Below are 555 nucleotides of genomic sequence, written 5' to 3'. Positions count from 1 at the left end.
TGGTTGCGGGGGCAGGATTTGAACCTGCGACCTTCGGGTTATGAGCCCGACGAGCTACCCCTGCTCCACCCCGCGATGATAAAAGGTATTTCTATGAAACTAGATATAAATGGTGGAGGATGACGGGCTCGAACCGCCGACCCTCTGCTTGTAAGGCAGATGCTCTCCCAGCTGAGCTAATCCTCCGGATCGGTCTTGAAAATAAATGGTGACCCGTACGGGATTCGAACCCGTGTTACCGCCGTGAAAGGGCGGTGTCTTAACCGCTTGACCAACGGGCCATCTATGTATATGAGTTGTATGGCGGAGAGCGAGGGATTCGAACCCTCGAGACCGCTGTAGCAGCCTACACGATTTCCAATCGTGCTCCTTCGACCTCTCGGACAGCTCTCCGTGGCTCCACAGGCAGGATTCGAACCTGCGACCGATCGGTTAACAGCCGATAGCTCTACCACTGAGCTACTGTGGAATAATCGTATTGCCTGGCAGCGTCCTACTCTCGCAGGGGCGAACCCAACTACCATCGGCGCTGAAGAGCTTAACTGCTGTGTTCGG

Annotated in this window: 5 tRNA genes and 1 rRNA gene; all 6 read right to left on the bottom strand. The window is 55.1% G+C overall.

The window, feature by feature from the left end:
- A tRNA-Met gene (locus tag AB1K91_RS20000) sits at positions 1-75 on the bottom strand.
- A 35-nt stretch (positions 76-110) separates the two neighbouring features.
- Positions 111-186 (bottom strand) — tRNA-Val (locus AB1K91_RS19995).
- A gap of 20 nt (positions 187-206) precedes the next feature.
- Positions 207-281 (bottom strand) — tRNA-Glu (locus AB1K91_RS19990).
- A gap of 20 nt (positions 282-301) precedes the next feature.
- Positions 302-393 (bottom strand) — tRNA-Ser (locus tag AB1K91_RS19985).
- A gap of 1 nt (position 394) precedes the next feature.
- A tRNA-Asn gene (locus tag AB1K91_RS19980) sits at positions 395-469 on the bottom strand.
- Between the two features lie 11 nt (positions 470-480).
- Positions 481-555: ribosomal RNA gene (rrf, locus tag AB1K91_RS20020) — 5S ribosomal RNA — on the bottom strand; the annotation flags it as partial.

The organism is Terribacillus jepli (genome assembly GCF_047228925.1).
Taxonomy (GTDB): domain Bacteria; phylum Bacillota; class Bacilli; order Bacillales; family Amphibacillaceae; genus Terribacillus.
This window is presented reverse-complemented; position numbering and strand designations above follow the sequence as displayed.